This window comes from Sphingomonas sp. (genome assembly GCF_048595155.1).
Lineage (GTDB): Bacteria > Pseudomonadota > Alphaproteobacteria > Sphingomonadales > Sphingomonadaceae > Sphingomonas_I.
The window spans coordinates 40,299-65,765 of sequence record NZ_JBMDXN010000066.1; the positions used below are offsets into that span (position 1 = coordinate 40,299).

Here is a 25,467-nt window from a genome sequence, read left to right on the forward strand (position 1 = left end):
TCAGCGACTTACCGATTCCAACACGGTTTCTACTTCCGGATCGCGATGGTCAATGCGAGTTCATCGCGCGAAAGCAGGATCTTGCGCCGCACGTCGATCGGCAAATCGGGCTGGCTGGCAAGGAAGGCGTCTACGGCGGCGAGCGCTGCCGGGCTCGCCTGGCCGCCGATGAAGGATTCGATCCAGGTCGGTAGGAAGAAGATGCGACGATTTTGCCGGATCCATTCCAGCCGGTCCAACGCCGGGCGAAGGAACGGCAGCGTAAGTGCCGCCTGTTCGATCGCGTTGAACGCGTTCAAGCTTTGAAGCGTCCAAGACTCGTTCAGCGTGCTATCGTTGAAATACCGCGCGAAATAAGCGCTCTTCACCGCTGCGCTCGGCGTCGCGGCGCGGGTCACGAATGCGTCCTTAACCGCCTCGGTCGATCGGTCTCGTTGCTGCTCCGCCGCGAATAGTGCGTCCGCATCGGGCGCGCCTACCGTGACGAGGCGCTGAATTATCGTCCAGCGTGTGGGCTGGCGGATCGGCGTGCCCGCGAGCGTGACGCGGCCAATCAGCAACGACCGCAGCCGCTCCAGGGCGAGCGGAGTTCTTGCAGTTTCGATCAGGCGATCCGCCGCGTCTTTACGCAGACCGTAGCTGAGCTTGGGATCGTCCATCCGTGCGATCAGGCCCGTTTCCCATGCAGGACGGAGCGCCATCGCCCGTTCGGCGGGGAGATAGAGATTGAGCGCCGTGGCGCCCCGAGAGACTATGGTGCTTGAGACTTGCTCGTCCGTTTCGCCGGGCAAATGCTCCAGCAGGATCGAGAGATATTGTTCGGGCGCAAGACGCCGATCGCGCACCGCATCCCACATCCCGTTCCACAGCATGGCTCTTAGCAGCGTATCGTGCACGCCAGTGATATTGGTGCCCGACCATGCCAGCGTGCGGTCGTCCGGCATGAACAGACCGTAGCCCTGATCGCCGTCATTTGCCCAGATATAGTCCGGCGCGGCTAGTCCCTGTGCCTGCGCGATATCCGTGATGTCCTGATCTAAATTGACGTCGAACATGGCATCGGTGCCACCTTGATAGCCTAGCCGGATCCGAACCTTCATCGGCCATGCACCGCCGGGATCGCCGGTGAGGATGCGCACAGGCCGCTGCGAAAGCCTGAGCGAAACGATCCGGCCATTTTCGATATCAAGATGCGTGTCGATGCGTGGCAGGCCGGCCCGGAGCATGTACTGCCGACCAAACAAAGTAAGGTCGACCCCTGAGGCCTCGGCGACCGCGCCGAGCAAATTCTGCCAGGTCGCATTGCCGTAGGCGTACCGCTCCAGAAAGAGGTGAAGGCCGCGGCGGAAGCTGTCCTCCCCGACGAGAAAGGCCAGCTGCTTCAGGACGGAAGGGGCTTTGCAATAGACGATCGCGCCATAGTTGCTCTTGGCTGCGTCCAGGTTGGTAAGCGCCTGCCAGAGCGGTTGTGTGCCGCTGGTCGCGTCGGCTTGGTAGGCGAGGGTCTTGGTAGACAGAAGGAAAGTCGTCCAGGCGTTACTGTCAGGCTGCAGTTCGGCCTGAATGCGCGCCCCCATATACGTCGCAAAGCCTTCCTTCAGCCACAGATCGTCAAACCAGCGCATCGTGACGAGGTCGCCAAACCACTGATGGCTGATCTCATGGTAGATTATGCCGTCGCGCCTCAGCCGCCTTGGCAATGTCGGCGGCTCGCGGAAGACGAAGCGGTCCTCGTTGTAGAAGATAGCCCCGACATGCTCCATGCCGCCGAATGGGAAGGCTGGGGCGAGCAGGACATCGAGCTTTGCAAACGGGAACGGCACGGCAAACCACTCGGCCAGCCAGTTCAACGCCGCACGATTAGCGGCCATCTGCATGTCAGCGTCCACCTCCGCCATGCGTGAGGCACGCGCGTAGAGGGTGATCGGTCGCTGACCGACAGGGGCGGACGACCACTGCGCCCAGGGGCCCGCTGCGAAAGCGGCGAGATAGGTGGAAATTGGTTGGGTTTCGGCGAAGGTCCAGCGGGTCGTAGCGCCTGATGCTTCCTTCGTTTCGACCGGGCCATTCGTCAGTACCGTCCACTTGGTCGGCGCGGTCACCCGCCAGCGGAACCTTGCTTTCAAGTCGGGCTGATCGAAACAGGGAAAGAGCAGATTGGCGTCCGAGGGTACGAGCAGCGTGTAAAGATAGGTCTGCTTGTCCGTCTCGTCTTGGAAGCGGATGATCGCGGCACCGCTCGCCGCGATTGGCGTCGTAAACCGTGCGGAAACAGTATTGGCGCCGGCTCGCAGCAGCCTTTGCGGCATCAGCAGGTGGCCGTCGGCCCGCTGATCGGTCATCGCCTGGGCATTTACAAGGATGTCGGTCAGCGTGGTTCCGCGAAAATCGAGGATCAAATCGCCGCTGTTCGGATGACGATCGAAACTGATCGACACCGTTCCGCTGGCATGGTCTGCAGCCGTCACGTCCAGCGCAAGATCGTAGTGGATGTTCGCAATCTGCGTCACGCGCTTCCGCGCCAACGCAAGCGAGATACCGCGCGCCCTGACGGCCGGCACAAGGCCAGATGGTGCGGCGAACCCCGTCGCTCCCGCTGCCGCTGCGCCCAAGAGCAGGCCCCGACGTGTTGCCTTCGGTATTAGGTTCACGGTTGGCCGCTGTGCATCGCTGCTTCCCTGGTGTTGAAGCGACCAACCTGAACATTAGCCGCGTTGTAGCTGCTATATCGGTTGCCTCTCGCGGTGCCAGTTGACGGGTGCAGATAAGCGAGTGTTTGGATTACGAGTGACACCAACGGTGGTCGCTGACGGCGATAAACGCTCACGTTGGCTATTCTTATTTTTCCAGGAAGACAATTAAGGCGCGCCCCGGGGCGGGCGCGGCTCGCGTTAGGCCATGTTGGCGTCGTCATCCGACTACTGGGCCGCATGATAACCAAAGCCGTGTCGCGCAAAAAGCTCGCGCCCCACCCAACTATGTACCTATCAGCCGGTCATGCCCGCACTATCCGTAGCGAGTTTGGGAGTGGAGCCCTCGGCCTTCCCGATCGTAGCTGCCGCTTTCTGGCTCGGCATCGCTGTCAAATATTGAACGATCGCAGGAATATCCGTTTTTGCGACGGGTGCGTGATAGGTCTCGCGCATCTTGGTGACGATGGCTTTCCATTGATCGGCGGACAGAGCGGGTTGGGTTAGCGCCATGCTGGCCGAGTGACAGGATGTGCAATTGGCATTGATAATGTCAGCATGAGGCCCGTCCGGATAGGTGGCCTCGTCGATCGGCAAGTCGACATTTGTCGAGACCAAGGTGAAACCTCTAGCGGACACGCTCGACGGCGGGGCCGGCGCCTGCGCCGGCGTCTCTGCTATCGGCGCTGGCGCCTTGCGGCTCCTTGGCGGGCCAATGGCGATGAGGGCGAGGGCGGTGAGTCCGATGAAACCGGCAGCCAGAGCACCGGGTGACAAGGCCTTCATGGTTGGGCTCCTCAGACTGCGATGATATTGGTCGTTTCAATATTGCCGCGCATGAACCCGCCTGGGTTCCAGATCGGTTTCATCGGTTGCGCGACACGCTTGGTGTTCCAGCAGCGGACCATGATGGAATTGGCGCCTCGCCGCAGCGGAACGCGGCCGTCCCAGCGGCGTAAGCCGTACGTGCCTTCGTCCGGGCCCAGTATGGTCTTGTACCAGGTGCGACCGCCGTCGGAGGAGACATCGACCTTGGCCACGCCGCAGTCGCCGCCCAATGCGATGCCGCCGACGGGGATCGACGGCTCGAATGCGATTTGTTGCCCTTCCGGCAGGCTGGTCACCCAGCTGCGCGGGATCATGCGGTTGATCGGTACCGTCGGAAAACCCTTCTGCCCCGGCATCACGTTGGCACCGGGCGTTGCCGGGACCCGGTAGGCCTTGGCCATCCAATAGTGATCATCCGGGGCCGGCAGTACCTCGATCGAATTGAGCATCTTGACCCAATAGGTCGAGTACCAGCCTGGCACGATCAAACGGCAGGGAAAGCCGTTAAGCAGTGGCAATTGCTGACCGTTCATTCCGAAGGCGATCATCACCTCGCCATCTCGCGCATGATCGATGTCGAGCGACTTCTCGAAATCCGGCGCTCCGGCGACGACGGGCTGATCGAGCGCATTGAAGCGTACCTGCACCGCGCCCGCCTTCACGCCAGCAATGTCGAGCACGTCGCGCAGCCGCACGCCCAGCCATTTGGCGTTGCCCATCGCACCATGCCGCCATTGCGCCCCCGGAACGGGGGGCTGAAACAGCCCACGGCTGTTGCCCGAGCATTGATTGACCGCCGCCATCTCGACCCGCGGGAGCTTTAAAAGCTGCGCCAGGCTGATCGAGAGGCGTCGATTGACATGCCCAAAGACATTCAGGCGAAAGGTCTCGACATCGATTGAGGTCGGGATGTCGGCCCAATGCCACCGCACGAAGAATTGATCGTTGGGTGTGAAGACAGATCGATCGAACACCTCCATCGGCGTCTCCAGCAAGGGCGGATGCACGCGCTGGAGGATCATGTTGCCCTTGCCGGGAAAGGCGCTGGTGAGGGTTCGCTCGGCATTGCCGCCCGGGAGACGCAGGTCGACCATTTGCTGCGCCAGCGCGGGTGCGGCCAACAGTCCGGCGCCGCCCAGCGCAGCACGACTGAGAAAGCGGCGTCGACTGGTCTCGCTGGCCAACTTCGCGTCTAAAATGTCCATGGCAAATTCTCCGGTCGCCAGCGTTGCTGGCGGAAAAAGCTGGTTTTCGGAGGTGATCGGACGGGCGGCTGGGCTGATCCCGCTCAGCGCGCCTGTTCCTTGATCAGATCGGTAAACGCGTCGGCCGCGCGGGTGCGATAGCGCTCCTTGTGGCGGAGCGCATGGAAGGGACGGTCCGGCAAGTCCATCGGAAGCTCGGCCAGATCGCCTGCCGCCAGCGCGCGTTCCACCACCAGGCGGGACAGAACGGCCACGCCCGCGCCGGCCTCCACGGCGGTGCGGACCGCCTCATTCGAAGGCAGGGTCATCGCAACGCTCAACAAGGCCGGATCGAAGTCGCGCGCGTGCAGCACGGCCTCGAAACTGGATCGGGTGCCCGAACCCTGTTCGCGCACAATCCAGCGCGCCCTACGCAGCCACGCCGCGTCCACCGCGTCCACTGGCTCGCGACCGACCAGAACCATCGTGTCGTAGCCGACGACCCAGTGCGCCAGCGCCGGTTCGTCAATCGTCCCCTCGACGAAGCCGAGATCAGCTATCCCGTGCAGCACCTGCGCGGCGGCACCTTCGCTATTGTCTATCGCCAGCTCTACGGCGATCTGCGGGTGGCGCTCATGGAAGGTAGCAAGCTTGGGCGGCAACCAGTAGCTGGCGATCGTCTGGCTGGCGACGATGCGCAGCGTCCCGCGCTTCAGTCCGGCGAAGTCGGCGAGCATCGTTTCGGCATGGGCGGCACGCCCGATTACCGCGCGGGCTTCGTCCAGAAACGCGCGGCCGGCCTCCGTCAATTGGATGCCGCGCCCTACCCGGTGAAATAGCGGCACCGCATAGCGTGCTTCCAGTGCGGCGATTGCTCCGGAGGCGGCGGATTGCGTGACATTCAGCGCTTCCGCGGCGCGCGTAACATGTTCGCGTTCGGCCACGGCCACAAAGATCTTCAGTTGCTCAAGGGTCACGATCTGTCTCCCGGATCCAGAGATAAGACCGAGGAAGCCATCGGTCCAAACGTTTGCTCGGTTGGTTTCGATCGGCATATCCGATCATTTTGAGAAGCTGACGAGACATGGGGGAAGGGAGAATATCGCGAAGCCGTGGCGGTCGATCGCCCTCTCGGATGGGAACGACAAGGAGGATCGGTTGGACCGATCGGCGGGCGCAAGCCCATCTCCGTATCCACGACGCCGCGCATTTCGCGCTGCGCTGATGAGGAGATACGAAATGGCAACCCTACCGATCTTCGTCGATCCGGACGCGCCAGAAAGCGACGACACGCCACGTCCGATGCTGACCTTGGTGCACGATGCCGATAGCTATGATGTCATCGAGCGCACGGCGCCGGGTGTCGCGTCGCGCGGTGTCCATTCCGGCGCATTGATCGCGCTCGTTGCGCTTTATGCCATGCTGCTGACTAGCTTCTGGACCTTCTTCGCCCGCGACACATCCGCGGCGCTGGTGATGACCATGGTGACTGTGCTGATGATCATCTATTTCGGCCTTATGATCGGGGGCATCCTCGTGGCTGATGCCGCCATGCCCGGCGAATTGCGGCGCAACTTCGCTGACTTTCTGAACGGCCCGGTCGAGACGTTCAATGATGTGATCACCGGCCGGCAGGCGGTCGTGCAGATGCTCTTTCTCCCGGCGTGCATGGTGATGCTGGCGACGACGATCGGCATCGTCGCACGGACAGCGCATTCAGGATGAGAAGATAGGAGGGTTGGGGCTGTGCGGCAGCAACGTCCCATGTCGCCTCGTCCGCGTGAACAAGGCCTAGCGGACGTGCGATTCTGCGCCTCGCACCGAATTCACTTCTTCTCCGTCGGATGCGGTGTCGATCATCCTGGCGCGCGGATAGCGCAAAATGGCGCGCAAGCCGTTCGGTACCCGTTGTTCGAAGACAATCTCGGCGCGGTCGCGCGCGGCCAGAGCGCGGACGATCGCCAGGCCCAGTCCTGCGCCGCCCGTCTCCCGACTGCGCGACGGATCCAAGCGTTGGAAGGGCAGTCCCAGCCGTGAAAGCGCTTCGTCCGGCACGCCCGGGCCATCATCTTCGACGATGATGTCAATGGCGTCGCCCCGATCATGAGCCGCCACTGTCACGCAGGTCCCATGTCGCAGCCCGTTTGCAATCAAGTTGTCGAGCACGCGTCGCATTGCAAGCGGAGTGGCCGATATCGTGAGATCTTCGGGTGGCAGCACCAACAACACCTGGTCACCCAGTTCTGCATGAGCGTCAGCGATTTCGCGGAGAGCAGGACCCAGCAAGACATGTTCGGGGCGGGCTGGCGGAGCGCTCTCGCGATCGGCCAGGAACAGCGTGTCGTTGACGAGCGCCGTCATCTCGCTGAGATCGCGTATCGCGCGCTCGCGATGCGCCGCGTCCTCGATAAATTCCGCGCGTAGGCGAAGGCGCGTCAGATAGGTACGCAGATCGTGCGCGATGGCGCCGAGGAGCCGTGTCCGCTCTGCGAGGAGAGTGCGGATCTGCGCTTTCATGTCGTTGAAGGCGGTCGCGACTTGATGAACCTCGCGCGGCCCCGCGACAGGCAGATCAGGCGCATCGAGATCGTCGGCGAACTGACGGACGCCGCGTGCGAGCGCGCGGAGCGGCCCTGTCGTCTGGCGCACGGCCAGCATCAGCACGCCGAGGAGGGTCAGAGCACCGAGCGCGCCGATTATGGCACGGCTCTGAAGATAGGTCCGCAGATCGTCCGACGGCTGGCTCGTCAGGACGAGGATGTCGCCGTTCCGGAGCCGGATCGCGACACGAATCGGGGCGAGGAAGCGTGCCGGCCGCGCGGCGTCTCCGATCCATCGGCTCAGCCGGGGCCGCCGACCGTCAACGCTGACGGGCCGCCCCTGCGAGGCCGATTGATAGAGGCGGGCCAGATCCCCAAGCTCGTTTGAGGAACGCCAACGCGCCGGAAGCCTCTTTTCAAGCCTAAGCGAATAGAGGCCGCTGTCGAGCGCTTCCAGCAAAGCCTCGCGCTGTCCCGATGGCGCGCGCTCGATCGAACCGGCGATGGCTGCGACCTCATTTGGCCTCGGTAGGCCGTATGATTTGCCGGCGTCGCCGGATGGTCTGAGGATCACGGCCGCGATCGACAATTGGACGAGAATGAAGCTGATCAGCAGGATTGCCGCCAGCCGTAGCGAAAGGTTAGAGCCGATGGTCACGCCTGCGCCACGACCGCGGTAAATTGATAACCGCCGCCACGCACTGTCTTGATGACCATGTCGCCGCCCGGGGCCAGCGCGAGCTTGCGGCGTAGCCGGCTGAGCTGAACGTCAATTGCGCGGTCGAAGGGGACAGCGCTGCGGCCGCGCGTCCAATCCAACAGCTGGTCGCGGTTCAGCACGCGCTGGGGGTGCTTGACAAAGCAGTGTAGCAGATCGAATTCGCCGGCCGTCAGTTCTACGCCGCTACCGTCCGGAGCGGTTACGCCGCGCGCGCCCACGTCCAATGTCCAACCGTCAAAGCCATAACGCTCGTTTCCGAGTGGCGGTGATATACGGTGTTGCCCCCGCGTCCGGCGAAGGATTGCGCGAACGCGGGCAATGAGCTCCCGCGGATTGAAGGGCTTGGGTAGATAGTCATCGGCTCCGATCTCAAGCCCGACAATCCGGTCGATGTCGTCGGCCTTGGCGGTGACCATCAAAATTGGAAGGTCACCGGTCGCGCGCAATCGCCGACACAAAGAGAGACCGTCTTCGCCAGGCAACATCACGTCGAGCACAGCGAGGTCGATGCGCCGGCGATCCTTGAGCTGATCAAACTCAGCCGTGGTACGACAGCCCACGGCTTCGAAGCCCTCGCGATTGAGCAGATCGACAACGAGCGCGCGGATCTCACGATCATCCTCGACCACGGCGATGCAGCTGCGTTCCATGAAGCACCGATAGCGCGGCCTGTCCGCGACGGAAACGCGTCCTGAAACCGCGTTACACTCTGTTACACTCTGTTACACTTTGTCACTGCTTGGTCGCAGAGGAATTACACCCCGCCTCCATTAGCTGCGTCAGCGGCGACGCGAAGTCGCCTGTACAAGGAGCCTGAGATGTACAAGCATGTTCTGCGCCTAGGAGCGATCGCTGCCGGTCTGTGCGTTGCGGCGGTTCCAGCCGAGGCGGGGGTTCGCCGCGGCCATGTCGTAACGGCCAGGGATATCAGCGGACGTGGCTTCGCTCAGTGGCGCACGGCGTCCCGCGAGGCGGGATCTGCGACGATCCGGCGCGGTTTGCAGACAGCGGACGGCCGCGGCTACCGGCACGAGCGCAGTCGCGAATATGGCCCGGGCTTTTATTCGGCAGATCGAAGCACGCAGTTCAACAATGGGCGCGGCGCGACCACCACACGCGACGCGCGCTGGGGCGCTGGGCAGTTCAATGGTAGTCGTACTACCACGTTCAACAATGGCAACATCTTCGCCCGGACGCTCAGTGCCACCAATAATGGTGACGGTACCGCGACTTACTCGAGCACACGTAGCGGGCCTCAAGGTGGGACGCGCACCGTCAGCGGGACCGTTCCCCGTCGCCCCTAGCCCGCTGCCCAGAAGGCTGTCTTTGATCCCGTACGCCTGATCCCTCTTTTGGAGACATTATCCATGAAGATGTTTCTGACGCTGCCGTTAGCGTTGCTCGCCGCCAGCCCCGCCTTGTCTCAGCTGCCGCAGGCCCCCGGGGCCGCGTTTGCCAATGCCGATACGAACGGCGACGGCATAATCACGCGCGCCGAGTTCCAGGCTTCGCGAGGCGCCCGTTTCGACAAGGCCGATCGCAACCATGACGGCACTATTAGCCGCGATGACTTCAAGCGGTTGGCCCGCTTTCGGCCTGATGCAGCTGATCGGCTCAACGCGCTCATTAGCGAGGCAGATGCCAATGGTGATGGCCGCGTCACGCGCGACGAACTCGCCAAGGCACCGATGCCGCTATTCGATCGGGCTGATATCAATCACGACGGCAATGTCGACAAAAGCGAGCTTGCCGCCTTCGAGGCAAAAGCTGGCGAGCTGCGCAGGCAGCGTTAACGTGAGTCGCGGTGCCAGCACCGCGGGCAGCAGGCAGGTTGGCCGCCATCTCAAAGCAGGAGAAGCCATGATCTGCGCGCGCGGCTTCCCCGTTGGTGCTGGCGCCGCCGACAGCCGCGGCGACTGTTTCGCCGATCTTTCACGGGCGCCCTTTACGAGCCCCGTCTTGCCCGGCTCAATCCTCGTCCTGCCATCTGCGTAGATCGGTTTGATCGTGGTAGGGCATGCGGTCCGGCGTGGTGATGAATTCCATTGTCGTGCCCCAGGGCATGCGGCAGTAGCAGACCTTGTTTCTTGGACCTTTCTCGGTCGCATAGGGAATTGGACGAGGTGCCGTGAGCAGAGCGCCTCCGGCCTTTTCGAAGCGCTCGATCGATGCGTCGATATCGTCGGTGTAGAGGGCGAAATGGGTGATGCCGAAGTCGCTCGCGCGGATCGGGCGGGCTTGTTCGGGGCCGTGCATCTCGAACAGCTCGATATCGGGTCCGGTGCCGATCTTGACCATTGCCTGCGCACGAACGACCGTTCCTGGAAAGGCGTCAACAGCCCGCTCGAATTCGGGTCCTTGCCGCGGCGGATCCTGGGGGCCGAAGGATTGATAGATCACCTGGCCGCCAAAGGCCTCCACCAGGAATGATTTTGCGGCTTCGATGTCGGGAACGGTGATGCCGATATGATTGACGCCGCGGATGACAGGTGCGGTCATGACAATGGTCCTTTCTGTGTTAATGAGTCGAAGGAAGAGGCAGCGTTCACAGCTTCGCTGCGGTGTCGCGATCCGGCCGGCCCACCACGGCGCGGCCGCAGTTTACTTGACGAAATCGATCAGCGCGGCCGCGACGTCCTCCGGCCGCTCGTCCGCGACATAGTGGCTACAGCGCGGGATGGAGCCACCCGTCACATTGCCGGCAAACTCCCTGAGCATCGGCACCATCTGAGGGCCAAAGCGCTGATCCCCACCGAGGCCCAGCACCGGAATCTCGAGCGGGTGCTTCTTATATTCGAGCGCAGCCGCATGATCGGCGCTCAGGGTGCGATACCATTCCATGCTGCCGCGGGTGCGGCCAGGAAGCGCCATGGCTCTCGCGTAAATCTCGATGGTCGACGGATTAAAGCTACTGTGATCGTAGAACCGCTCCGCCATGAAAGCAGAGATATAATCATATTCCCGGCCTTGGATCAGGCGTTCGGGTAGATCGCGATTGCTATGGAAGCTGAAGTGCCACAACCGCGCAGTCGCCTCCTCCCATCCGCTCCAGCCGGGAAGCGGAACGTCGAGAACGGCTAGGTGCGTGACAGCTTGCCGATAGATAGCGGCCTGGGGCAGGGCGACCATGCCACCGATATCATGCCCGCACACGGCGTAGCGCTCATGGCCGAGGGCCGTCATGACGTCATGCGCGTCGCGCGCCATGGTCGCCTTGTCATAGCCGCCCTGCGGACAGTCGGAGAAGCCCGCGCCGCGCAGATCGATGGCCACGACGCTGAAATGGTTGGCCAGCAGCGGCATGATAGTGTGCCATTCCCACCATGTTTCCGGCCAGCCATGCAGCAGCAGGATCGGCGGCCCAGAGCCACCCGTGACGGCGTTGATCTTGATGCCGTTCGCCCGCACCATCTGCTGCGTAAAGCCCTTCAAGGCTGCAATCATGATCGTGATCCAATCAAATTTCTGTGACGTTCAAGCGGGAAGGGCGGCTGGCGCTCAGGGCTGATGGAAATCGGTCGCGATCGTGACGTCTCGCCAGGCGTCGATATCGTTGCGGAAGGCCGTCAGCTTTCGCTCGGCGATCGCGTGCGCAATCGGGCCAAGCGGTAGATGGAGCGGAGCATCCGCGGCGTCGACGGCCTGCAGGATCACCGCAATCGCTTTGTCGGGATCGCCGGGCTGATGGCCGTTGTTGGTCTCGCGATATTGTCGGCGTGATACCGCGGAATATTCCGGCATCTCTTTGGCCGCTATTGCGATCGAACGGCCAAGGAAGTCGGTGCGGAATGGACCAGGCTCGACGATGAGGACGCGAATGCCGAACGGCTTGAGCTCGGCGGCAAGCGCTTCGGAAATCCCTTCCACAGCGAACTTGGCGGCATTGTAATAGCCGCCACCCGCGCCGCCGCCGATGCCGGCGCTGGAGGACATGTTGACGATCGTCCCGCCAAAGCGTCGCAACACGGGGAGGGCGGCTCTGGTGGTTTCGATCAGACCGAAGACGTTGACTTCAAACATCGGCCGATATTCGTCAGGCGTGCCTTCCTCGATCGCGCCGAACAGCCCGTAACCAGCATTGTTTACCAGTACGTCAAAGCCACCGAATGCCTTCACCGCCTTTGCGACCACAGCCTCGGCGGCCGTCGCGTCGGCCACGTCCAACGGCAGTGTGATCATCCGACCATCGAAAGGCTCGGCCATCGTCTCGATCGTCTTGACGTCGCGCGCGGTCGCGATGACCCGATCTCCGCGCTGTGCCGCCGCGAACGCCAGCCGTTTGCCGAAACCGCTTGAGCAGCCAGTAATGAGCCAAGTCTTCATTGATTCTTCTCCAACGACATCGATTTGCGGGCATCTGTCGGGTTGCCGCATCCTCTGAAAGCTAGAAGGAGTGCAGTCGAAACTCGATAAAGTATCTAGTATGATTGAACGTGTTCGTTCACTGACATGATTGAACAATTCGTGTTCAGTTTTGTGTGGGCCTTGGTCAAATCAGCTAGCCAAGGATATTTCTGGACATCGCGAAGTATGGCCGATTGGCGGTGCCACGCGACCTTTTCTGACAGGCAATTTAGTTCGGCGGGCGCCCAGTCCACTTGAGCGGGCGATCATCCCGACGATGCTGATAGGTTTAATCCCGCGGTTTCGGGCGCCGAGACAACGCGGTAAGGCTGACGGCAGTTAGTTCGCCGCAGCCTTTTCGATCACCGCCGCGACCTCGGCCGGGTGCGAAATGAAGACGACATGGCTGGCCCCGGTGACCTCGGTAACTTTCGCGTTGGCGCGCTTGTACATGAAGTGCAGCAGCGTCGGACTGATCGTGTGGTCGCGTGTCCCGAGGATGCCGTAGCTCGGCTTGTCCTTCCAGGCGGCGACCTTCGTTTTGGTGCCGAACGCCTCTTTGGAGATCATCACCTGGGAATCGGCCATGAAATCGGTCTGGGCTTTGGGGAGGTCGGCGGCGAATGCATCATGGAAGCGCGCAGGATCGATCATGAGAAAGCCGCCGGGGGCGGGCCGGATGGCATCGCCGCTGGGCGAGGGCACGGCCTTGAAGAGGTCGGCGAGGCTTTCGCCGACTTCGGGAATGGCAGCCGAAACATACACCAGTGCGGTGACCTTGGGATCCTCCCCGGCTTCGGTGATGAGCTGCCCGCCATAGCTGTGACCGACCAGAACCACAGGCCCATCCGCCAAGGCGACGGCGCGTTTGACGGCCTGCACGTCGGCTTCCTCGCTGGTCTGCGGCTCCTGCACGACCTGGACCTTGAAACCCTTGGCTCTGAGGCGATCATAAACGCTCCTCCAGCCGGATCCATCGGCCTGCGCGCCATGCACCAGGATCACGTTACGGGCGGGCTGGGAATAAACAGCGGACGCAGTGAGGGCGGCTGACAGAAAGGCGGTGCCAATGATCAGGCTTTTGCCCAAGCGGCTGAACATGGGAATATTCCTTTATCTCAAAGCAAAAACGCCATTCACATCAACCTAAAGAGAAGATGGGAGGGCATGGTGCTTCATTCGCGTCGGACACGCGTTCGGTCACACACGAAGAAATTCGTGATTACCTTCGATGACGCGCTCTTAATTATTGCCGACGGCGGGCTGCAATCGCCGCACGCGAGGGAAGCTCCAGTGGCGAGCTTTCGTGTCGGCGGAGGTGCGACGGACGAGCGCCGGTCTCGCCTAGCCGGCTTCAGGGAGTGGGCTGTTCCGGTTGGCGTGCGGATCCGGTGCGCATGCGCGCAAGAAACGCATCCACCACCAGGCTGAACTTGCCGGGATCCTTGTAGGCGCGCGCCATCACCATCGCGCCGTAGACAGCGGTCTGGAAGAATTGCGACGACATTTGCGGTTCCAGTTCAAGCTTTATAGCGCCCTGTTCGGTGCCGAGCGTCAGCACGCGCTCAATCCAGGTTCCGAGATCGTTAAAATGTCCCTGTACCGAGGCGCTGACCTCTTTCGGCAGACCAGGCAGCTCGGCCGCTAGCACGCCCGCGAGACAGAAAGTCGCGGATTCGTCCTCGATGCAGCGCTTCCAATAATCAACGTAAGCGGTCAGTTGCGCCATTGCGTCCGGGTTGCCGTCTTCCAATGCTGCAAGCTGCGCGCGAATCTGCGCGCGCTGCTGCTCTACGACCGCCACGACGAGATCAACCTTCGTCGGGAAATGGTGATGGATACTGGGTTTGCGGATCCCCAGTCGCTCGGCCAGATCGGCGTAGCTGAAGCCGTTATAGCCGACGTTGGTGATGAGCTGACTGGCCTCTTCAATCAGCTTGCTCGCCGTACCGCCGCTTATGACCATTCCCCAACTACCTTCCACGCCCGTCAAGATACGAGGATTGCGCCTTCATTCAAGGCGCTCCATCGGCGCGTTCGGGACGGAACATTCCTAAGCTGCTGAGAGATATAATATAATCGAAACCGGAGGCATTAGCCGCCACCTCGCCCGACACAAATTGACAGCCGACCTACTGGAAGGTAGGCATTTCTCGATGCCGGCGCACAAGGCGCCTCCGCATGCACCGGAGCAGGTATGCGAAAAGCTGATGGGAACGCGGGCTATGCTTTGTGGGCGACGTTGATCGCGCTGTTGGGGGCGGCGGCACCCGCCAGCGCGCAGGAACAGAACCATGTCATTCTGGGAGCCGGCGTCTACGTTGCACCCGCCTTCCAAGGCTCCAAGAAGTCGCGAGTGAATTTGGTGCCCGCGATCGATGTCAAACATGGTTGGCTGTTCGCGAACCTGCGCAACGGCGCCGGAATCGCACCGATCAACACCGAGCAATTCACGGTCGGTGTCAGCGCCGTCCTGATGCAGGGCTATCGCCGCAAGGACGTGCCATCAGGTGTGCGGCGGCTGAGCGATGGTGTCGGTGCTCGGGCCTTCGCCAAACTTCGTGTAGCAGACCTTGCCACGACAATTGGCGTGGTGAACGGCGTATCGGGTCAAACCAGAGGCTTCATTGCCGATGCAACGATCGCCTATCCGATCCCAGTCGGCGCTCGGCTGACCCTCACGCCAAGCGTAGGCACGACCTGGGTGAACCGCAAATATAATAGCAGGTATTTCGGGATCGATGCCGGGGAAGCGACAGCGTCGGGTCTGCGCCAATTCCGTCCGGGTTCCGGCTTCAAGGACGTGAGCGGGTTCCTGACCGCCAGCCACCAACTCACCGAGCGGCTCATGGTCAGCGCGACCGGCAGCGCGGTCATGCTTGTCGGCGATGCGCAACGCAGTCCCCTGATCGATCACAAGACACGTCCGACCGGGTTATTTGCAGTCAGCTATCGTTTCTAGCCCGCATTGGCCGCCCTCAAGCAAGTGCTGTGCGCGTGCAGCTCGAAGCAGCTTTGCCGGTCCTTGCTCAGCCCGCTGCAATCCCAGCTCGCGAGCATGAGGGCATGCCCCGCTCCCCCCATTCAAAGATCAAACACGAACAGGAGGTGTCGCGTGAACAATAGCTTGGAAGCCGTGCGGCCGATTGAACTTCACGAAATTAAGGCCGCGCGCGAGCGTATTGCCGTCACCGTCCTGCGGACACCGCTCGTGCCGTTGGATTTGGGCCCGGAATTTCCGGAAACATATCTGAAGATGGAAAATCTGCAGCCGACCAATGCGTACAAGCTGCGCGGCGCCGCCAATGCGATTGCAATGCTTTCGTCCGACGAGGCGCGCGCGGGTGTGTGGACGGTCAGTGCCGGAAACGCCGGCCAAGGGCTCGCTTATGCCGCCCGTGCCGCTAATATTCCGTGCACGGTCGTGGTCATCGAAACGGCGCCGATTGCCAAGATCGAACGCATGAAAGCCCTTGGCGCGCGGCTGGTGCCCGTTTCATACGATGTGGCGTGGCAGGCCATGGAATTACGAACCCATGCTAGCGTGGAAGGCACCTTCGTCCACCCGTTCGACGATCATAATTTTGTCGTCGGGCACGCCACAATGGGACTGGAGATCATGGAGGATCTGCCGGGCGCATCGACCGTGCTGCTTGCGATCGGCGGGGGCGGCCTGATCTCCGGCGTGGGCCGTGCGATGAAATTGCTTCGCCCTTCCGTTCGCGTGATCGGCGTGGAGCCGGAGACCGCGTCTCCCGCCAAATTCTCGTTCGACAGCGGATCCCCGCAGAAATTTCCTGGTTGGACGCGGTCGTTCGTCGATGGCGCAGGGGGAAAGAGCCTCTTCCCCCGTATGTGGGAACGGATGAAACCGGTCGTGGACGACACGCTGGTCGTGCGCATCGATCAGGTGCGGCGCGCGGTCCGAACACTCGCGGAACGAGCTCGCATCGTGGCCGAAGGCGCTGGGGCACTTCCTGTTGCGGCGATCCTGTCGGGGCAGGTCAAGGGAGGCCCCTTGGTCGCCGTGATTTCGGGCGGCAACATCGATCTTGATGTCTTTGGTGTCTGCCTCGCTGGAGACTGAGAACAACTCTTGAGCAACGTCGGTCGAGACGACCTTCGCTGCAGCTGGCGTGTCCAGACACGCATGGGCGTCGGGGCTGGGGAAGGGCGCTCGTTGGCGGCTGGGTGCGCATCCGATCGCCCTACTACTCAAAGCGGCCGCTTGCCGGCCGGTCGCCTGGATAGACGCGTGCAAGCGGGAATGGAGGTAGCCAGGCTTCACGACGGACCGTCCAGAGCTCATAGGTAGGCGGCAACTGGCTGGGAGCGTCGAGCGCTCCCAGACTTACTTCCATTTCGTCGCCGCTCTGCTGGAGGACGGACGATCCGCAAATCGGGCAGAAGCGCCTCCCGCGGTAGCTGCTGGTTTCACCGGACACGGTCACGGCGCCCTGCGGAAAGATCGCTGAAGCATGAAACAGCGAACCGGTATGCTTGCGACAATCAAGGCAATGACAAAGTCCGACGCGATACGCGGGGCCTCGCGCTACGAAGCGAACTGCACCGCAAAGACACCCTCCAGTCAAATCACTCATCCGTCATTCCGATTCAAATGCGAACGGCGGACCGCAGTCAGCAGTGCTCCGGCCTCGAACAAGATTTATGCCTTGCAAATTCGGAGGCAAAACCTTTCATTCCGCAGTCCGATGACGAACGCGCGGGCTTCAGCGTTGATACAAGTTCAGAAAGCACGATCTAGTCCCCGAACGTCCATTATTCTTCCTTAAAGACACCTATAAGCTCTGTTGCTCCGCATGATTAGCTGGCGGTATGACGCGCCATGGCTCATCCCGTTCTCCCGAGCATCTGCGTCTTCGTGTTTCCGGCATTGCCGATGCGTCGGAATTCGGCAGTTCCGGCTGGCAGTCTGCCGCCGATTTTCGGCGCGCTTTGTCAGGCGTCGGTGTGCATATCCCGAATGTCGGCCGCATCCTGGAGTGGGGGTGCGGCTGCGGGCGGATCTTGTCTCATCTGCCTGTCGACCTCGACAAGCAGGAATTGCATGGTTGCGACATTGACGGCGACGCGATCCGTTGGCTGCAGGAGAATTACCCTGGCATCCGAACAATCCAGACCGACGGTCTGCCGCCGCTTCCCTATGAAGATGGCTATTTCGACCTTATTCTGAACCACAGCGTCCTCACGCACCTGGACGAGATTATCAAGACGCCTGGCTTGCCGAACTTCAGCGCATCCTCTCGCCCAAGGGCGTGCTGGTTCTGACCGTACATGGACCGTTCGCGCTGCAAAGATGGTTGAAGTCACTACCCCAGGATGATCCGCGAACGCAGGAGCTGGCGCGCACTGCGACGGAAAGTGTCGGACGCAGGGGCACGTATTTCCACGTCGATGATGTTTGGGCCGCTGACTTCCCCAGCTATTATCAGAGCATGTTTCACGCACCCTGGTACGTCTTCGAACATTGGACGAACTATTTTGATATCCTGAGCTATGTGCCGCGGGGTTCGCTGGCCCACCAGGATATGGTCCTCCTGCACCATAGGCAGAGCGCATGACCTTCCCGGCGCGCTCCCGAGCAGGCGCGCGCCGAAGTAACCTGTTCGCGCGCTTCGCTTTAGCCACGGAAGCGGCAGAAGGGCGCGACCGGAGCCACCGCTGGTGTTGGTCGATCACGGTGGCCCACATGCCCTTCGTGTCATCCATGATCCGGCGACCGGGCTATATCCTGCAGCAGTTGATCGATCTTCGCGCTGGCCCACTGCCGGACATCGTCGCCGAACACGAGCCGTGCTGGCGCCTCACCCGTGGACGCAAGCGAGACAATCCACGCGGCGAGTTGTTGCGGGTCCCCCGGCTGGTTGCCGTTTGCCCCATTCACTGAAATCGGTGCGCAATATCGCCGGCTCGACAAGGAGCGAGCGAACACGCAAGGGTGCCGGCACCCACCGAGGCCGCCAGCCTCGTTCGACTACAAGGGCGCTCCGCCTAAAACCTGCCGCCTGATCAGTGCCTGGCCGAAATCATCGCACCGGCCGACATCACCAGCTACCGACGTGCGCAATCGGGCCATCGTTGCCCGTCCTGGTCGAGCTCGCCTCGGAAGTTCTCTCTCGGTCACGTGCGATGAGCATGTCGAGTTGCCGACGCTAAATGATCCCACAAAATCCGATACATTCTGGATTGGTGGCGCGTTACCACTCGGCAGTATGCAAATCGGACGAAAAGAAGCCATGTGGAATGACAAAAGTGAAGGTGCCGGACGGATGATGAGCTGGCTGGCTGATGATGCCGAGATGAGCACGCGCATCCGATGGGTGGCGCTCAAGCGACGGGCGCGCCGCTCCCGTTATCTTGGGACGCAAGGGAATTGCAGTGACCAGCGCTTCTGATCCTGTTCCTTCGCCCGGCAGAGTCGACGACGTCCTAATCACCACCGAGCTGGCGAGCCGACCCTTCCGAGCTCCAGACTACGAAGCCGAGAGTCGGGCGCTCGGGCTGCTGGCCCATGAGATGGCTACAAATCCGCGAGGCGTGCTCCAGAAATGCGCCGAATTGGTCATGGATCTGTGCCATGCGGATTCAGCCGGCATCAGCGTTCTGGAGCCCGGGGGAATGAGCGGTATGTTTCGTTGGCACGCCGCGGCAGGAGCGTTTGTGTCCAACCTTCATGGCACGATGCCCTGGGAAGCGAGCCCCTGTGGGACGGTGATGGAACGCGACCGCGTCCTCCTGTTCACCCAAGCCGAGCGGGTCTTTACCGCCCTTCGAGATGTCGAGCCACGCATCTATGAGAACCTGCTCGCTCCGTGGCATGTGAAGGGCGAGGCGGTCGGAACTCTTTGGGCCATCAAGCACACGCCGGAAGGTCGGTTCGATGCAGAGGATGCGCGGGTTCTGCAAACCCTCGCCCGCTCCGCTGGAGCCGCGTTCCAGATGATCTCGGCGATCGACGCGGCGACCGTCCGACAGGTGGAACTGGAGCAGCGCACCGATGCCTTGGTTGAAGTCGAGGAGCGGCAATCGTTCCTGCTGACGCTTTCCGACGCTGTCCGGCCGCTCGCGGGCCCCGCCGACATACAGGGGGAGACCACCCGCCTGCTGCGGGAAAAACTGAACGTCGGTTGGTGCTACTATGTCGATTGGGACTTGGACAGGAAGATCGGTCTGGTGCTCCGCGACTCCGCAAGGGAGGGCCTACCATCGCTTGCGGGCGCTCACGACGTGTCCGACGCGCCCGAATTCCTCCGGCTCTTGGCAAGCGGCACATTGCTGACTGTTTCCAACTACGAAGGGTATGAACAGCTGCCCACGCGGATCCGCCAGAATTTCACTGGCCTGGGATTTAGGTCGATGATGCTGGCGCCCTTGGTGAAGGAGGGCCGTTTGATCGCCACGTTGATCGCCGGCGATACGGAGATTCGTGACTGGTCGACTAGCGATGAAACGTTGTTGGTTGAGGTTGCTGAGCGCACCTGGGCTGCTGTCGAGCGTGCCCACGTTGAAGGGGCGCTGCGCGAAAGCGAGGCGCGGCTTGCCCAAGACCTCGAAGCGACGCAGGTGCTGCAACGTATTGGCGACGAACTCGTGTCGACGAGTGCCCTGGACGGTCATTTTGCCAGGATCTGCGAGGCGGCCCGCACGCTCATGCGGTCGGACGCGGCCAGCGTGCAGGTCTATGACCATCCGAGCTCAAGGCTTAGACTCGCTGGCCATGTCGGCTTCCATCTTGATTCCGCTGCGTTCTGGGCGTGGGTGGACGCCGGGACGGCGTCCGCCTGCGGGCGGGCTTTAAACGCTGGCGAGCGCGTGGTCCTCGCCGATGTCGATACTTTCGAGGCGGACCCGGGCGATCATGAGGCTTGGCGCAAGTCCGGCATACGATCGGTCCAATCGACTCCCCTCGTGACACGTCGCGGGCAGATGGTGGGCATGATGTCCACCCATTGGCGCCACCCTCATCAGCCGACGAACGGCGACTACCGCTTCTTCGACATTCTGGCGCGGCTGGTCGCCGACTTCATCGAGCGAACTCGGGCCGAAGCCGCCCTTGCAGAGAGCGAGGAGCGGTTTCGCCAATTCGCCGACGCTTCGGCCGCCGGTCTGTGGATCAGAAAAGCAAACCGCCTTGAGATGGAGTTCGCCAGCCCGGCCCTGGCCACGATCTACGGAGTTGATGATGCTGGGCTGCTCGGGGACGTCAAGCGTTGGGCGGCACTGATCGTGCCCGAAGAACGCGATGCCGCGGTTGAACACCTGGAAGCTGCGCGCGATGGCAAGACCGCCCAACATGAGGTTCGCATCCGGAGGCCCTCTGACGGCGCCTTCCGCTGGATCAGGGACACCAGCTTTCCTCTCGAAGACGTCGAAGGGAAGATAGAACGGATCGGCGGTATCGCCGAGGACATCACCGAGGCCAAGCTGGCTGTCGGACACCAGGGTGTACTCCTGGCGGAGCTGCAGCACCGGGTGCGCAACATCATGGCGATGATCCGGTCCATGGCGCTCCGGACGGCAGACGGCGCTGTCGACGTCGCGGACTATCGGTCACTGCTCGAAGGGCGCCTTATGGCGCTGGCGCGGGTGCAGGTCCTACTGACCCGCGAAGCCAATACCGGCGGATTGCTTCGAGACATCGTCGCGAGCGAGGTCAGTGCCCAGGCGCAGCGTGATGATCAGTTCGAATTGGATGGGCCCGAGATCAGGCTGTCGCCGAAGGTGACGGAAGTTCTGACCTTGGCTCTTCACGAACTGACGACCAACGCGCTCAAGTATGGCGCCTTCTCGGTTCCCGACGGGCGCCTGCGCGTCTCATGGAAGCCCTTCGAGAAGCGTGGAAGGGCCTGGCTCGCGCTGGACTGGACGGAGACCGGGGTCCCATCTCGGCAACCGTCCATCCGTCGCGGGTTCGGCAGCGATCTGATCGAAGGCCGCATCCCGTATGAGATTGGAGGAACAGGGAAAATCACCCTCGAGCCCGGTGGCGCCCACTGCCAGCTGAAGTTCCCGCTCAAGGAGGGAGAAAGCGTCCTCGAAACTGATGCGCCGATGCCTACAACGCTATTTGGAGGAAGCTTGGACATGAAGGACGCGCCAGACCTGACTGGTCGCAAGGTGTTAGTCGTCGAGGATGACTATTACATCGCGGGCGACACTGCCGCTGCCCTGCGCGGCGCGGGCGCCGAGGTGCTTGGGCCTTGCCCGAGTGAGGACGCGACGCTTGATCTTCTGGAAACGCGGACGCCGAGCCACGCAGTGCTGGATCTGAACCTGGGAGGAGGAGGGCCGAGGTTCGAAATTGCCCGCGTCCTAAGCAAGCGCGGTGTGCCATTCCTATTCATGACTGGGTACGATCCCGACAAGATTCCGCCGGAGTTGGAAGACGTGCCGCGGCTCCAGAAGCCAGTTACATTTCGCACGATTGTTGAGGCCGTGGCGCAGCTGCAGTGATGCGCGTCACGGGCGAAGCCAACGGCAGGTATCCGCGCTTGGTCGCCGCAACCTGCCCGTCGGCTAAGTCACCAATAGCCGCTCTGGATTAGGCGGCGTAGCTGCGGCGGCTCAGATGCCGGAGGCGTCGGCAAACGGCGGAATGGCGGACAGGGTGGGATTCGCACTTATTCGCTAAGACGTTGCTATAAGTACTGAAATCACGCTTTATGTCCGCCGGGCATACCACGCAATGTGCCATGCCCAGCCATTTTCTCGCAATACCCGCCTTGTCCGGTCAGGTTGACTTGGTCGAAATTAGGGGGCTCCTGGCCAACGCGCAAGAAGGATCACAGGCTCGATGGCCGACGCCGCCTCTGCCCCATGGCAGCGGGGCGCTGACCGTCTTCCTGACATACATCAGATCATCATTGAGAGCGATTGTCTCTCTCCACGGCGCAACGCTCCGATCAGTCGCCAAACCTCGCAATAATGCGCCAGGACGATCGGGAGCGGGTTTTTGCCCAGCAGCCGACGGGGGCCCGGCCGAGAACAGCCTACGTCGCGCGTCAACGGCCGTAGCCGCCCATGACCAGATAGTCGGTGCGTTGCGACGCGATCGCGACGAGCGGCAGTTCCGCCACGGATTCCCCATTGGCGCCGCGCGCCCCGCGGCGTGGACGCCGTAGTTCGAGAGTTATTCGGCAGCCGCCTGAATCGAACCGCCGTCGATCTCCGTCATATCGGCGTCTATGATCGGGATGCGCGGGATCGTCCAAAAGGAAAGCGCGGTCAGCCATGTCATCATCCAAACATCGGAAATTATAGCGATCTGCTGGAGCGGTGGACGAGACGGAATAACCGTGCCGGGCTGATCTAGGTGACGGTACGACCTATGCCGGCGGGCCCTGTCCCTGCCACCGTTTGCGAAAGTCCGAGCCGCGCGACCTTACAGGCCGCCCCATGCGGGCGGTACCGATCCGGAAGGTCTTCCGCATCAGGGCGCGAAACCTCAGCTGATGGACAACCCGTTACCGCACCATCAACGCCTCATCGTCGAACTTTCGGAAGATTGCGCGCGGCCATTGGCCGGGCGCGGCGCGAGCGTGTCGACTGCCGGTAGGGACATCTGGCGCTGTGCTGCTTGCGGCATCACCGCCCGAACCGCTGGTCACTGGACTCTTTTGGGACGCGATTGCCGGATACGAGCCGATAGGGCGGACTCAAGGCTACATAACTTCCGTCAATGGCATTGTGCGGCAGCTACGTCAGCGGGCAGGTTACCCTGAAATCTGCTCGCCTCACCCGCTCTGCTGCGATGCTCTAATGACGGCGCGCGTCACATCACCCATCAGCCGCATGCGTGTGGGTATCGGTACCTGCGTGCTGCGGATCATGACAGCGATGGCATAACTGCGACCTTCCGGGGATCGTAACAGGCCGACATCGTTGTACCCCGTCGAAAGGGTGCCAAGATCTTGTCCGGTGCCAGTCTTGTGGGCGAATGTCCATCCGGGCTGCAGGCCTGACTTGAGCCTGAGCGGCCCGGTCTTGCTAGCGCGCATCAGCGTGAGCAGATGCACGGTCGAATTGTTGCTCAATAGCGAGCCGCTTTGCAGCAAGGCCAAGCCGCTCGTAATGCCTGCTGGAGAGGCCCCGTCCGGCGGCGCCGCGAGATATTGCCTCAGCGCCCGATTGCGTGCCGCAAAACTCATCTTTGCGCGCGCTTGCAGAAAACCCCAGCCTCCGGCCCATTGCGGCTGCCAGCTTAGTCCAGCGGTGGTGGCTTGGAGAATGCGTTCGCCCGGGCCGAACCCGACGCCAAAGATCCCCCGTTGCGCCAACACGCTGCGGACCGCGGACGGACCTCCGATTTTCCATAAGAGAATGTCATTGCAGGTATTGTCGCTCCGCGTCAGCGCGTCGCGCAAAAGCGCGCCGATGGTTGTGTGATAACCATCCTTGCCGACCAAGGCGCGTATCGGCTGGTGGAAAAGCGTCAGATCGGAACGCCGCACGATGACTGGGTCGGATAGCGACATTCTTCCTCGATCCACCGCGTCCATCAGCGCGATAGCGACCCAAAGCTTGCTGACGCTTTGCTGCGGATATGGTTCGTCCGCCTTGTAGCCGACGGTCCATCCTTTCGCGACATCGCGTATCGCGATGCCGACCTCGCCCTGAAAACCCGCACCTAGAGCGAGGACAGCTCGCGCCAGATCCGGCGGCGGCAGATCACGCGGTGCCGGTTTGGGAACGGGGCGGTCGACGGTAGTGATCTCATGGAGCGAGGCAGGGGCGGGCGTATTGGAGCTTGATCGGGAGGTCGATGGTCCGGTGGACATGCATCCCGTTGCAAAGACGCTCAGGCCAAGAGCAAAGAGTGCGCCAAGGTGATTGCGAATGTGATGCAATATTTAGTCCCGTTTATTCAATCATTTTTACTGCGATGTAGTGTTAATGCGGGTACGATGACACTATATATCTTGGCTTCTACGTAATTATTATAACAAATTTTTCGGTCTCGTTGAGCCATCTCGCTGGAATCTCCAGCTCATGCTCATTGCTCGTCGTGTCAGGATTACCCCGCATGGCCACATTCCCTCAAGGCGGTGTCTTCGACGACCAACGCGCCGCAAGGGGGGGGCGTCGCCGACCGCCCTCTGCGGTAGACTCCAAGGATGTGAGCTCGATCTTGACCTGCAGTGCTGTTCACATCCTAATGGCTGGCAGTGCTCGCTGCCGTACTCCCGCTGATTTGGCTTTCAAGCGCGGTGGCGGTCGTTCCGATATACGCGCCCTGCGGACCGATGGCCAAACCGGCACGCGGAATCTTTACTAGCTGTCCCGAAGACAGCTTCAACGTCGCAAAGTCTGCATCAATGGAATCCAGTGTTCCGACCACTGCACCTTGGAGGCCAGTCACGACCACGCCGGGTACCAGCGCCGCGCCAGCCGCACTGATCTCTCGCGCGAGCGTCTCATTGAGTTGCTGCTGAGTCATGGCAAAGAGAAGCGCGTTCTTTTCAGGCGTGAAGGAGGTTTTCGGTAAACGTGCTTCGTACCGATCTGTCTTTACATTGACGAAGGCGCCGTCGACCGACGTCACAATTCCTACCACGCCGCCGCTCGTATCCTTGACGACCATGCCTGACGTGATCGCGGGTGGGGGGGCTGCTGGCTGTGTATCAGCCGCAGCGGCCAAAGATGTGCTCGCTGCCAGCGCGACCAATAATCTTCCTGTGACTTTGATACGCACTCGCTTCTCCAATTTCATCATCATTCTCTTCCTTCAGGAGCTATCTGCGCGCGCCGACCTCTGACCCGAACGGCCCGGTTCGCTGGGAGATATTGGGGCGCCAAGCGAGGCGCATCCCCTCCTGAACTCGATCGATGCCGTTGACGTATCAGGAGCATCCTCCCCGTCTAAGTGAATTAAATTTCACTTAGCCGGGGAGTCACAGATGTTATGTATGGCCGGCGATTGCGGCGACTGCCGGGATATCCAGTCGTTCTACGAACGATCGCTTAAATATCGGCGCTTGATTTGGCAGCTATGGCCCAAAACACATCGAACTTTGGTACGATTATATGATGAGCGACCCGCAGCGATTTGCTTTCACGCGACGTTCTATACTTGGCCTCGGTGCTGTGGGATTTGGCCTGCAGGCGGTGGCGGCGGTTGCGCGGGACCGTTTGCTAATTCC

Annotated in this window: 23 protein-coding genes; 9 read left to right on the plus strand and 14 right to left on the minus strand. The window is 61.7% G+C overall.

Going from position 1 to position 25,467, the window contains the following annotated elements; translation table 11 throughout:
* Window positions 1-29: 29 nt before the first annotated feature.
* The 4 genes from ACOJSI_RS10580 to ACOJSI_RS10595 all read right to left on the minus strand — a co-directional run bounded on the left by ACOJSI_RS10580 (window position 30) and on the right by ACOJSI_RS10595 (window position 5,679).
* Window positions 30-2,510 (minus strand): M1 family metallopeptidase, encoded by a 2,481-nt coding sequence (locus ACOJSI_RS10580; RefSeq protein ID WP_420138248.1) that lies wholly within the window; start codon window positions 2,508-2,510, stop codon window positions 30-32.
* A 477-nt stretch (window positions 2,511-2,987) separates the two neighbouring features.
* Window positions 2,988-3,476, minus strand: coding sequence for a hypothetical protein (locus tag ACOJSI_RS10585; protein WP_420138249.1), 489 nt, complete (start codon window positions 3,474-3,476; stop codon window positions 2,988-2,990).
* Window positions 3,477-3,487: 11 nt separating this feature from the next.
* Window positions 3,488-4,723: a molybdopterin-dependent oxidoreductase gene (locus ACOJSI_RS10590; protein ID WP_420138250.1), complete on the minus strand. Its 1,236-nt coding sequence runs from the start codon at window positions 4,721-4,723 to the stop codon at window positions 3,488-3,490.
* 83 nt (window positions 4,724-4,806) lie between these two features.
* Complete coding sequence (locus ACOJSI_RS10595; RefSeq protein ID WP_420138251.1) at window positions 4,807-5,679, minus strand: LysR substrate-binding domain-containing protein; 873 nt, start codon at window positions 5,677-5,679, stop codon at window positions 4,807-4,809.
* 262 nt (window positions 5,680-5,941) lie between these two features.
* On the opposite strand from ACOJSI_RS10595, the gene ACOJSI_RS10600 reads away from it, so the two are divergent.
* Window positions 5,942-6,427, plus strand: coding sequence for a hypothetical protein (locus tag ACOJSI_RS10600; RefSeq protein ID WP_420138252.1), 486 nt, complete (start codon window positions 5,942-5,944; stop codon window positions 6,425-6,427).
* Window positions 6,428-6,493: 66 nt separating this feature from the next.
* Here ACOJSI_RS10600 and ACOJSI_RS10605 read toward each other — a convergent pair whose 3' ends face one another.
* A complete protein-coding gene (locus ACOJSI_RS10605) occupies window positions 6,494-7,900 on the minus strand; it encodes an ATP-binding protein (protein WP_420138253.1) in 1,407 nt (468 codons plus the stop codon).
* The gene (locus tag ACOJSI_RS10610; protein WP_420138254.1) at window positions 7,897-8,613 is read right to left on the minus strand and encodes a response regulator; all 717 of its coding nucleotides are present in this window, start codon (window positions 8,611-8,613) and stop codon (window positions 7,897-7,899) included. The genes ACOJSI_RS10605 and ACOJSI_RS10610 overlap by 4 nt, the downstream gene beginning before the upstream one ends.
* Window positions 8,614-8,781: 168 nt before the next feature.
* Here ACOJSI_RS10610 and ACOJSI_RS10615 point away from each other — a divergent pair, with 168 nt between their 5' ends.
* On the plus strand, window positions 8,782-9,267 hold the full coding sequence (locus ACOJSI_RS10615) for a hypothetical protein (protein ID WP_420138255.1): 486 nt from the start codon (window positions 8,782-8,784) through the stop codon (window positions 9,265-9,267).
* A gap of 63 nt (window positions 9,268-9,330) precedes the next feature.
* Window positions 9,331-9,756, plus strand: a complete 426-nt coding sequence (locus ACOJSI_RS10620) for an EF-hand domain-containing protein (protein WP_420138256.1) — start codon at window positions 9,331-9,333, stop codon at window positions 9,754-9,756.
* 175 nt (window positions 9,757-9,931) lie between these two features.
* Here ACOJSI_RS10620 and ACOJSI_RS10625 read toward each other — a convergent pair whose 3' ends face one another.
* The 5 genes from ACOJSI_RS10625 to ACOJSI_RS10645 form a co-directional block, all read right to left on the minus strand.
* Window positions 9,932-10,462: a VOC family protein gene (locus ACOJSI_RS10625; protein ID WP_420138257.1), complete on the minus strand. Its 531-nt coding sequence runs from the start codon at window positions 10,460-10,462 to the stop codon at window positions 9,932-9,934.
* A gap of 102 nt (window positions 10,463-10,564) precedes the next feature.
* The gene (locus ACOJSI_RS10630) at window positions 10,565-11,407 is read right to left on the minus strand and encodes an alpha/beta fold hydrolase (protein ID WP_420138258.1); all 843 of its coding nucleotides are present in this window, start codon (window positions 11,405-11,407) and stop codon (window positions 10,565-10,567) included.
* 54 nt (window positions 11,408-11,461) lie between these two features.
* Window positions 11,462-12,286, minus strand: coding sequence for an oxidoreductase (locus tag ACOJSI_RS10635; protein ID WP_420138259.1), 825 nt, complete (start codon window positions 12,284-12,286; stop codon window positions 11,462-11,464).
* Window positions 12,287-12,646: 360 nt separating this feature from the next.
* Window positions 12,647-13,408 carry an alpha/beta fold hydrolase gene (locus ACOJSI_RS10640; RefSeq protein WP_420138260.1) on the minus strand — a complete coding sequence of 254 codons (762 nt, stop codon included), beginning with the start codon at window positions 13,406-13,408 and terminating at the stop codon, window positions 12,647-12,649.
* 253 nt (window positions 13,409-13,661) lie between these two features.
* The gene (locus tag ACOJSI_RS10645) at window positions 13,662-14,291 is read right to left on the minus strand and encodes a TetR/AcrR family transcriptional regulator (protein WP_420138273.1); all 630 of its coding nucleotides are present in this window, start codon (window positions 14,289-14,291) and stop codon (window positions 13,662-13,664) included.
* Window positions 14,292-14,504: 213 nt separating this feature from the next.
* Between ACOJSI_RS10645 and ACOJSI_RS10650 the strand changes: the two genes are divergently transcribed.
* Window positions 14,505-15,269 carry a MipA/OmpV family protein gene (locus ACOJSI_RS10650; RefSeq protein WP_420138261.1) on the plus strand — a complete coding sequence of 255 codons (765 nt, stop codon included), beginning with the start codon at window positions 14,505-14,507 and terminating at the stop codon, window positions 15,267-15,269.
* 153 nt (window positions 15,270-15,422) lie between these two features.
* The gene (locus ACOJSI_RS10655; RefSeq protein WP_420138262.1) at window positions 15,423-16,394 is read left to right on the plus strand and encodes a threonine ammonia-lyase; all 972 of its coding nucleotides are present in this window, start codon (window positions 15,423-15,425) and stop codon (window positions 16,392-16,394) included.
* 124 nt (window positions 16,395-16,518) lie between these two features.
* Here the strand turns inward: ACOJSI_RS10655 and ACOJSI_RS10660 are convergent, their stop codons facing one another.
* The gene (locus ACOJSI_RS10660) at window positions 16,519-16,908 is read right to left on the minus strand and encodes a GFA family protein (protein ID WP_420138263.1); all 390 of its coding nucleotides are present in this window, start codon (window positions 16,906-16,908) and stop codon (window positions 16,519-16,521) included.
* Between the two features lie 235 nt (window positions 16,909-17,143).
* Between ACOJSI_RS10660 and ACOJSI_RS10665 the strand changes: the two genes are divergently transcribed.
* From ACOJSI_RS10665 to ACOJSI_RS10680, 4 genes are all read left to right on the plus strand, one after another.
* Entirely contained in the window at window positions 17,144-17,596 is a 453-nt protein-coding gene (locus ACOJSI_RS10665) for a class I SAM-dependent methyltransferase (RefSeq protein WP_420138264.1), read from the plus strand.
* A gap of 289 nt (window positions 17,597-17,885) precedes the next feature.
* A complete protein-coding gene (locus ACOJSI_RS10670; protein ID WP_420138265.1) occupies window positions 17,886-18,215 on the plus strand; it encodes a hypothetical protein in 330 nt (109 codons plus the stop codon).
* Window positions 18,216-18,387: 172 nt separating this feature from the next.
* Complete coding sequence (locus ACOJSI_RS10675) at window positions 18,388-18,723, plus strand: hypothetical protein (RefSeq protein WP_420138266.1); 336 nt, start codon at window positions 18,388-18,390, stop codon at window positions 18,721-18,723.
* Entirely contained in the window at window positions 18,707-21,781 is a 3,075-nt protein-coding gene (locus ACOJSI_RS10680; RefSeq protein ID WP_420138267.1) for a GAF domain-containing protein, read from the plus strand. The genes ACOJSI_RS10675 and ACOJSI_RS10680 overlap by 17 nt, the downstream gene beginning before the upstream one ends.
* A gap of 1,280 nt (window positions 21,782-23,061) precedes the next feature.
* On the opposite strand, the gene ACOJSI_RS10685 is transcribed toward ACOJSI_RS10680, so the two are convergent.
* Complete coding sequence (locus ACOJSI_RS10685; RefSeq protein WP_420138268.1) at window positions 23,062-24,105, minus strand: serine hydrolase; 1,044 nt, start codon at window positions 24,103-24,105, stop codon at window positions 23,062-23,064.
* A 374-nt stretch (window positions 24,106-24,479) separates the two neighbouring features.
* Window positions 24,480-25,043, minus strand: a complete 564-nt coding sequence (locus ACOJSI_RS10690; RefSeq protein WP_420138269.1) for a hypothetical protein — start codon at window positions 25,041-25,043, stop codon at window positions 24,480-24,482.
* Between the last annotated feature and the right edge of the window lie 424 nt (window positions 25,044-25,467).

Excerpts from the sequence above, each read along its gene's own strand:
- ACOJSI_RS10585 (WP_420138249.1), bottom strand. The coding sequence starts at position 3,476 with ATGAAGGCCTTGTCACCCGGTGCTCTGGCTGCCGGTTTCATCGGACTC.
- ACOJSI_RS10590 (WP_420138250.1), bottom strand. The coding sequence starts at position 4,723 with ATGGACATTTTAGACGCGAAGTTGGCCAGCGAGACCAGTCGACGCCGC.
- ACOJSI_RS10600 (WP_420138252.1), top strand. The coding sequence starts at position 5,942 with ATGGCAACCCTACCGATCTTCGTCGATCCGGACGCGCCAGAAAGCGAC.
- ACOJSI_RS10610 (WP_420138254.1), bottom strand. The coding sequence starts at position 8,613 with ATGGAACGCAGCTGCATCGCCGTGGTCGAGGATGATCGTGAGATCCGC.
- ACOJSI_RS10615 (WP_420138255.1), top strand. The coding sequence starts at position 8,782 with ATGTACAAGCATGTTCTGCGCCTAGGAGCGATCGCTGCCGGTCTGTGC.
- ACOJSI_RS10620 (WP_420138256.1), top strand. The coding sequence starts at position 9,331 with ATGAAGATGTTTCTGACGCTGCCGTTAGCGTTGCTCGCCGCCAGCCCC.
- ACOJSI_RS10625 (WP_420138257.1), bottom strand. The coding sequence starts at position 10,462 with ATGACCGCACCTGTCATCCGCGGCGTCAATCATATCGGCATCACCGTT.
- ACOJSI_RS10630 (WP_420138258.1), bottom strand. The coding sequence starts at position 11,407 with ATGATTGCAGCCTTGAAGGGCTTTACGCAGCAGATGGTGCGGGCGAAC.
- ACOJSI_RS10635 (WP_420138259.1), bottom strand. The coding sequence starts at position 12,286 with ATGAAGACTTGGCTCATTACTGGCTGCTCAAGCGGTTTCGGCAAACGG.
- ACOJSI_RS10640 (WP_420138260.1), bottom strand. The coding sequence starts at position 13,408 with ATGTTCAGCCGCTTGGGCAAAAGCCTGATCATTGGCACCGCCTTTCTG.
- ACOJSI_RS10650 (WP_420138261.1), top strand. The coding sequence starts at position 14,505 with ATGCGAAAAGCTGATGGGAACGCGGGCTATGCTTTGTGGGCGACGTTG.
- ACOJSI_RS10660 (WP_420138263.1), bottom strand. The coding sequence starts at position 16,908 with ATGAGTGATTTGACTGGAGGGTGTCTTTGCGGTGCAGTTCGCTTCGTA.
- ACOJSI_RS10665 (WP_420138264.1), top strand. The coding sequence starts at position 17,144 with ATGACGCGCCATGGCTCATCCCGTTCTCCCGAGCATCTGCGTCTTCGT.
- ACOJSI_RS10670 (WP_420138265.1), top strand. The coding sequence starts at position 17,886 with ATGACCTTCCCGGCGCGCTCCCGAGCAGGCGCGCGCCGAAGTAACCTG.
- ACOJSI_RS10685 (WP_420138268.1), bottom strand. The coding sequence starts at position 24,105 with ATGTCCACCGGACCATCGACCTCCCGATCAAGCTCCAATACGCCCGCC.
- ACOJSI_RS10690 (WP_420138269.1), bottom strand. The coding sequence starts at position 25,043 with ATGATGATGAAATTGGAGAAGCGAGTGCGTATCAAAGTCACAGGAAGA.